The 7,451-nt window shown below is 69.7% G+C and carries 2 protein-coding genes and 1 pseudogene; 1 reads left to right on the plus strand and 2 read right to left on the minus strand.

Annotation, left to right across the window (positions count from 1 at the left end; genetic code table 11):
- Positions 1-2,424: pseudogene (locus tag ABL57_RS12160) on the minus strand (hypothetical protein); the annotation flags it as partial.
- A 180-nt stretch (positions 2,425-2,604) separates the two neighbouring features.
- Complete coding sequence (locus tag ABL57_RS23070) at positions 2,605-4,959, minus strand: hypothetical protein (protein ID WP_053004937.1); 2,355 nt, start codon at positions 4,957-4,959, stop codon at positions 2,605-2,607.
- Between the two features lie 444 nt (positions 4,960-5,403).
- Here ABL57_RS23070 and ABL57_RS12170 point away from each other — a divergent pair.
- On the plus strand, positions 5,404-7,451 hold a 2,048-nt coding region (locus ABL57_RS12170), incomplete at its 3' end, for a hypothetical protein (RefSeq protein WP_053004938.1).

Raw genomic sequence — 7,451 nt, forward strand, 5'->3', positions numbered from 1 at the left:
GTACTCAGCACCTCGAGAGGTCGACCAGCCCTTCGACACCTCCACCTCCGCCATCCAGGCCATCTCCTTATAGAACGGCGTGCCCGGAGTAACATCCACGAACGGCGACGAGGACGGCGGGGCGTAGGCCGGAGACCCGGCCAGGCGGTAGAGGAATGCAGCCATCGCGTCACGGGCCACCGCCACATCCGGACGGTACTCAGCACCTCGAGAGGTCGACCAGCCCTTCGACACCTCCACCTCCGCCATCCAGGCCATCTCCTTGTAGAACGGCGTGCCCGGAGTAACATCCACGAACGGCGACGACGCCGGCGGCGCGTAGGGGCTGCCGTCCTTGTGGGCGTTGTCGGTCCGCAGCTTGACGATGTCGGTGCCCGTGGTGACCCACAGGTTCCCGGCCCCGTCGAAGTCGAGGTGGCGATCAGTGCCTGCGAGCACCCGGGAGTACCGTCCTGTGGCGGTGGACAGGATCGTCAGCGTTCCCCATGCCAGGTGCGCCAGACGGGTCGTGCCAGGGATGACGGCGAGCTCCACACTTTGCCACGCAGCCCGTCCGGTGCGGTTGCCGAGCACGAAGGTGCGCAATGGAGTGCCGTCCGAGACCCGCAGCTCCACGACCGTGTCCAGAGTGGCCACATAAAGCTGCCCGTTCAACAGCACGGGCCCGTACAGCTCCTTGGTTCCAGCCAGCGTCCGCTTCCACCTCAAGGCCCCGGTGCGGGCGTCCGCGGCGAAGGCCACTGCGTCACCGGACCAGTCGGTGCTGCCCATGCCGCCACGGACCGAGGTGCTTCCGTAGACGGTGTGGCCCTCGGCCGTGAGCCCCACGATCGAGAGTTCGGGGATCAGCTTGTTGTAGACGGTCACCTTGCCCGTGGACCGCTCGTAGGTGCCCAGTGCACCGCCGCGCAGACCGTACTCGGGGACCGTGCCGAAGGCCACGTGCGACTCCGCCGAGGCCCACGCGAAGATTCGGGACTGTTGGTGCGAGTCGCTCAGATGCGCTCTCGTCGCGAAGGCCGAAGGGTCCTGGACGCCCTTGGTGAGGCTGTGGGTGACCACGACGGCCTTGGGGTACGAGCCCACGAAGAGCGTCCGGCCGTCGATTGCCATGCCCTCGATCTGCTCGATCTCCGCGCCGGAAGCCGAATGCGCGAACTCCCCGGTGGCGAGGTTCGTGGAGCACAGGCCGTCGCCACGGTAACCCCCGGCGTAGGCGGTGTTCGTGTCGCCGTCGATGACCATGGACTGCGTCGCCAGTGGCACGGGCACCACCTGGTAGGAGACCGTGGAGGACACAGTTCCGGTGGTGCTTATCCGGGCGGCGGCGAGGGTGGGGGTCTCCGTGGTCACCAGGTAGACGGTGGAGCCCACCAGATCGACGCTGGCGGTGGTGCGGATCGGCACGGACCCCACGAGCTCCGAACGCATGGTCGGTTCCGTGACCTTGATCCGGCGAACGTTGCCCCACGAGTTGACGTAGATCCAGCCGTTGCCGTCGGCCGGGCTGATCGAGCTGCCGGAGAAGGTGACGGGCGGGGCCTCCCACAGCCCGGAGACCGAGTCGTGGACGCTGACGATACTGCTCCCGGCCTTGTTCCGGTGCCACACGAACACCTTCCGGCCGCGGGCGAGCACGCGCTGGATGACGTAGTTCGTGCCCCGGTCCGGGATGCCGACCCGCGTCACGACACCGGGCGCGTCCACGTCGATCCGGAAGAGGTCCGGGTCCTCCGTCCCGGTGGCCGCCCACAGGGTACGGCGGTCCGGGGACAGGGTCAGGCCCCGCGCGTAGGTGTTGCCGTTCCCCAGCGCCGGGGTCCGGGTGAGCTCCCGGCCGGTGGCGGGGTCGAGGCAGAGCAGCACGCCGTCCGGGAACGTGCCGGCCCAGATGCGGCCTCTGTGGTCGATCTGGAGATCGTAAAGGGTGGTGAGACCCGCGGCGGCGGTGCCGAACTGCCGGACCTCGCGACCGGTGATGGACGCGACCATCAGGGACCGTCCGGACGTGAAGTAGAGATTCCCCGTGCCGTCGTGCACCCAGTTCCCCTCGACCGGCCCCGGCGTGGAGCCACGGAAGTACAGCTGGCCCGTGTCGGCGTGGAAGATCTGGACGGTGTCGATCCCCTCCCCGGCGTTGAAGCTCACCAGGTACCGTGTGCCGCCCACGGAGATCGATCCGACCCCGGTGGTGGACGTCAGCGAGAAGCTGCGGAACATGCCCTGATGCCGTCCGGCCACGATGCCACCGACGCGCAACGGGCCCATGGCAACGGCCTGGCCCAGGACCACGGCGGCCGCGGCCGGACGTGCGGTGAGCGCGGTCGAGGCCATCACGGCAGAGGACCCGAGCAGGGCGGTGGCTCCGAGCAGGTGACGCCGGGAGAAGCCGGCGGAGCAGGACGCGCGGGGTATCTGGAACATGGGGCACTTCCGATGCGGAGGGAGGTGGTCCGCGGGCAGTCCGACGTCAGTCGCCATGCCCACGGTCCGGACGGCATGGTCGTTGCAAAAGCAACAACTTGTCCGCCAATGTACCTACAGGCCCGAGTTGTCGCCACCCTCATGACGATCGGCGAAGCAACCATCCACCGACCGGCGCGATCAGGTGGTCCAGGTCCTGCCCGCCCGGTAGTGGGCCGTCACCCCCCGGGAAAAGCGCTGGCGGACCTCAGTGCCCACCCGGTACTCGTCGGTGACCGGCCAACCCCATCCTCGCTCGCAGCCGGCCTGCTTCCACGCCCGCCCGATCGCCCCGTACTCCTTCACCGCCCGGGCTCCCGTGCTCGGACTCCAGAGAATCTTCGTGGACCGGCCGTCCTTCCGGAACACCTGATAGGCCCCGCCCGGAATGGTCCGCTCGGCGAACAGGGGCGGCCCGTACACGGCTGCCCCGCCGCCCGCGGTGTACTTCACCCCGATGGCACCCCTGACGCCCACCGTCCCGGCTGTGACGGCCGCCTGGTTCAGGCGCAGCTTCACCACGTCGTTGCCCACGGTCACCCACAGGGCGCCGGCCCCGTCGAAGCCCAACTGGTTGTTCGCTCCGGTGAGCACCGTGGACGACCGGCCGGTGGCCGGCTCCAGCACCGTCAGGACGCCCCCCGCCAGGTGGGCCAGCCGGTCCGTGTCGGGAATGCGGGCCAACTGCACGCTGTTCCAGGTCGCCCGCCCGGCCCGGGAGCCGAGCACGAAGGTGCGCACGGGGGCGCCGTCGGACACCCGCAGCTCCACGACCGTGTCGAGGGTCCCTACGTAGAGTCGCGTCCCGAGCAGGACCGGGTCGTAGGCCTCGTCGAGGCCCGGGAGAGTCCTGCGCCATGTGAGCGCGCCGGTCCGGGCGTCGGCGCGGAACACCACCGCGTCCCCGTGCCAGTCGGCGGACCCCATGCCTCCCCGCACGGACGTCGTTCCGTAGACCGTGTGCCCCGTGGCCGTGAGGCCGACGATCGACAGTTCCGGGATGAGCTTGTTGTAGACCCTGACCGCACCGGTGGCCCGGTGCACCGTGCCCAGCGCGCCACCACGGTCGCCGTACTCGGGGACCGTGCCGAAGACGACGTGGTCCTGCGCGATCGCCCAGGCGAAGATCCGGTCCTGCCGGTGGCTGGATCCCAGTGCTGCCATCCGGCGGTATGACGTCCCGGCTCGCACGCCGGCCGAGGTGCTGTGCCGGACGATCACGGCACCACCGTACGAGCCCATGTAGAGATGTCCCCCGTCGACGATCATGCCTTCGATCTGCGCGACGCCGGCACTCGCGGCGGAGTGCGCGAACGCTCCCGTCGCCAGATTGGTCGAGCACACTCCGTCACCCTGGAAGCCGCCGGCGTAGAGGACGTTGGTCCGGCGGTCGATGACCATGGACTGTGTCTTGACCGGCCCGGGGATCAAGCCGTAGCTCACCCGCCCCAGAGCTGTGCCGGACATGGCGAGACGCTGAGCAGCCAGCAGCGAGGGTCCCTCGTCGATCAGATACACCGTGGACCCCGCGAGCGCCGTGTGGACGGCGGTGGCGCTGAGCCCGGTGGCAACCGTCACCGCCTCCAAGGTCGCCTGGTGAGGGTTGAGACGGACCAGCGAGCCCTTGGCGTTGACATAGACGTGCCCGTCCGCAGCCGCGGCGGAGACGCACCAACCGACGATGGGAGTCGGGCACGCCGACCACGTGCGGGTCACGTCGTCGTAGACGGAGATGGTCTCCTTGCCGGAGGCGTTCGTGTGCCATACGAAGACCTTGCGGCCCCGTGCGTGCATGCGCATCACCATGGACGGGACCTTCCGTGAGGGCAGGGCGATCCGCACCGGAGACGAGGGTCTGTCCACGTCGATGCGGTACACGGCCGGGTCGGCTGTGCCGGCGCCGGCCCACACGGTCCGTCCGTCCGGTGAGATCGTGATCCCGCGGGCGTACTGGTTCCCCGCGCCCAGGATCGGCGTCCGCGCCAGTTCGCGTCCGTCGGCCGGGTTCAGGCACACGACCCGGCCCAACGGATAGCTGCCGGTCCAGATGCGCCCACGGTGGTCGAACTGGAACTCGTAGGACGTGAGCATGCCGGCGGGGAAGGCGCCCAGCGTCCTGAGCGTCCGTTGCCCGAGCGACGCGACCATGAGGGTCTTGCCGACGCCGAAGTAGACGTTGCCCTTGCCGTCGTGGCCGAAGCTGCCGGTCGGAGTGGCCCCCGTCGACCCCTTCATGTGGAGAGCGCCCGTGTCGGCATCGAACACCTGCACGGAGTCGGCGCCGCTCCCTGCGTTGAGTGTGAGGACGAAGTTCCTGTTGCCGTACCGGAGCGCTCCGACGGAGTTGGAGCTGACGATGCTGAAGGTGCGGAACAGATTGCGATGACGGCCGACCACGGTGCCCGTCAGGCCGAGCGGGCCGGAGGCAGCCCGGCTTCCCAGCACCACGGCCGCAGCAGCCGGCGTCGACGTGGTCGCCGTGACGGCCGCCCCCACGGCGAGGGCTCCTCCCAACAGGCCACGCCGTGAGACGGTGCAGGATGTGGACGTGCTCGATTGCCCCAGCATGCGATTCCCCCGATTCGCTGTACTTCGGGCGGACCCCCCGATCCGCCCGACGCTCGTCGCGGTGGACGATCCACCCACCACGACCCGCCAGACTCCGAGGAGCCTGGCACCGGACGCAAGGAATTGCATCCGTAAACATGACATCGCAGCGTGCGGCATCGGTGGAACCCACACAACCGGGGACGCGATGGGCTGTGGGGCCCACGGTGTCCCCCCCCCCGTTGTGGGCCGGTCGGGGGAAAGTCCGGGGCCGGATCGGGGTACGGATCCACGAGGCGACCCGCGCGCCCGCCTTCTTCGCCCGTCCGCGACTCCTACACTGGAGGCGCCCGGCGCTCCCCGGCGCCTCCCGCCCCCTGAAGGACCTGCCTCGTGCCTCGATTCACGCCGTACCCCCGCGGGTTCGTGCTCAGCCCGGACCCTATCGACACGCAGAGGCTGCCACCCCACTACCGCGCCTCGTGGATCGTCGACGCCTGGCACTTCGCCCACGACCCGATCCGTGAGCCTGCACTCGCCGTGGACGAGGCCACCGGCTGGTTCGTGCTGGTGCACGGAACGTGCTTCGCGGTCGGTGACGAGGACGTGGCCGACGTCGCCCCGTGGCTGCTGGCAAAGTGCCTCCGCAGCGAGAGCGAGTTCTTGGACGCACTCGACGTCCTGGCGGGCCGGCACGTCGTGGTCACCGGCGACCCGACCGGCGCCACGGTCTACCAGGACGCCGCGGGTGCGCGCTCGCTGTACTACTCCCCCGCGGCGCGCCTCGTGGCCTCCCACGCCCACCTGGTCCAGGACATCGCCCCCCACCCCCCGACTCCTCCCGAGCTGGGCCCGACCACCGTCACGGCCACCTGGGATCTGACGCCGTGGGACGGGATCCTCGCCCTGCTCCCCAACCACCGTCTGGACCTCGACAGCTGGCGGACACAGCGCTTCTTCCCGCGCCGTTCCAACGCCTACGCCCAGTGGCCTGTGGAACAGCGCCTCGATCTCCTGGAAGCGCTGTGGCACCGGGAGCTGGATGCCCTGACGGCGGCGTTCGACGACATCGCGGTCTCCGTCACGGGCGGTTCGGACAGCCGGGTCGTCCTGGCGCTGTCCCGACCGCATCTGCCCGCCCTGAAGGGATTCACCTACACCGCGAGGCGCGACGACGAGGGCAACGCGTGGACCCGGTCGCTGTCACGGGATGAGCGACTGGTCCGGCAGCTGCTCGACATCGTGCCGATGCGCCACGAGTTCTTCGTCCACGGCGACAAGAGCGCGCCCGTCGGGGCCGAACTCACCGAACTGCTCCGCCGCAACTCGCTCGGCAACCACGGCCGCTGGCTGATTCCCCACTACAACCGCTCGTTGCCCGGGGACGACGTGATCCATCTGCGGGGCAACGCCTTCGAGATCGCCCGGGGGTACTACGGGCCCACCCGCGACAACGACACCGTGGACGAGGTGCGGCGGGTGTTCACCGAGAAGGCGGCACAACGACTGGCCGACGGGTCCCGGGCGGAGCTCACCGACCGCCAGCGCGACCATGTCGACAGCCTGCTGGAGCGGCTCGGCTACCAGGAGGAGCTGTGGGGCTACCACCGCCTCGACCTGTTCTACTGGGAGTACCGGTGCGGCCGCTGGCTCGCGGAGATGCTGAACGAGAACGACGTCAGCTTCGACACCGTCATGCCCGTGAACGTCCGCGCCATCCTCGAGATCCTCCTGTCCTTCGACCTCGAGGACCGGGCGGCCGGCGTCGCCTTCGCCGAGCTCATCAACCGCACCTTCCCCGTGCTGAACTTCGTGGGCAAGAACGACGACCGGAACCTGTACGAGCAGGTGCGGGACGCTCACGACTCAGGGACCCGCTCCGACGGCAGCGCCTGGCTGGAGGCGGGCATGCGTGTGGTCGGGGAGGACGGAACGGTCCTCGAGGACGGGGTTGCAGCGGACCAGGCCGATCTGCAGCTGCCGCTGCGGCACTTCGTGCCCGGCCGTGCGGCAGCACGCCGGATCGGTCGACCCGCCGGTCCGGGGACGCTGACGTTCCGGTTCCACTCCCCGTACGTCTCTCCTCTGGCGCGGGAGAAGTTCATCTACCGTCTGCGGGTCAACGGTCAGGTGCTGGCCGAGGTCGACGGCGCGGCCTGGGCGGAGATGTCCTACGTGACGGTGCACAATCTGGGCGCCGAAGACACGGTGGACGTGAACGTAGCGGCCCTGGCCACGATGACCCGGCCGTCCTGGAGCACCGCCACCCGCGCCTATCTGGACCATCTCCGGTTCACCGCGCGGGAGGCGGACGGTCCGGTCCGCGTCGCTACCAGCAATCCGTACACGCAGTACCCGGTCTTAACCGACGAGGCCGGGGTCGCCTTGCGGGACCCCGGCCTCGTCTCGACGGGGCCGACTCAAACGGGCGCCGGCTCGCC

The sequence above is a fragment of the Kocuria sp. SM24M-10 genome (genome assembly GCF_001027955.1).
Classification (GTDB): domain Bacteria; phylum Actinomycetota; class Actinomycetes; order Actinomycetales; family Micrococcaceae; genus Kocuria; species Kocuria oceani.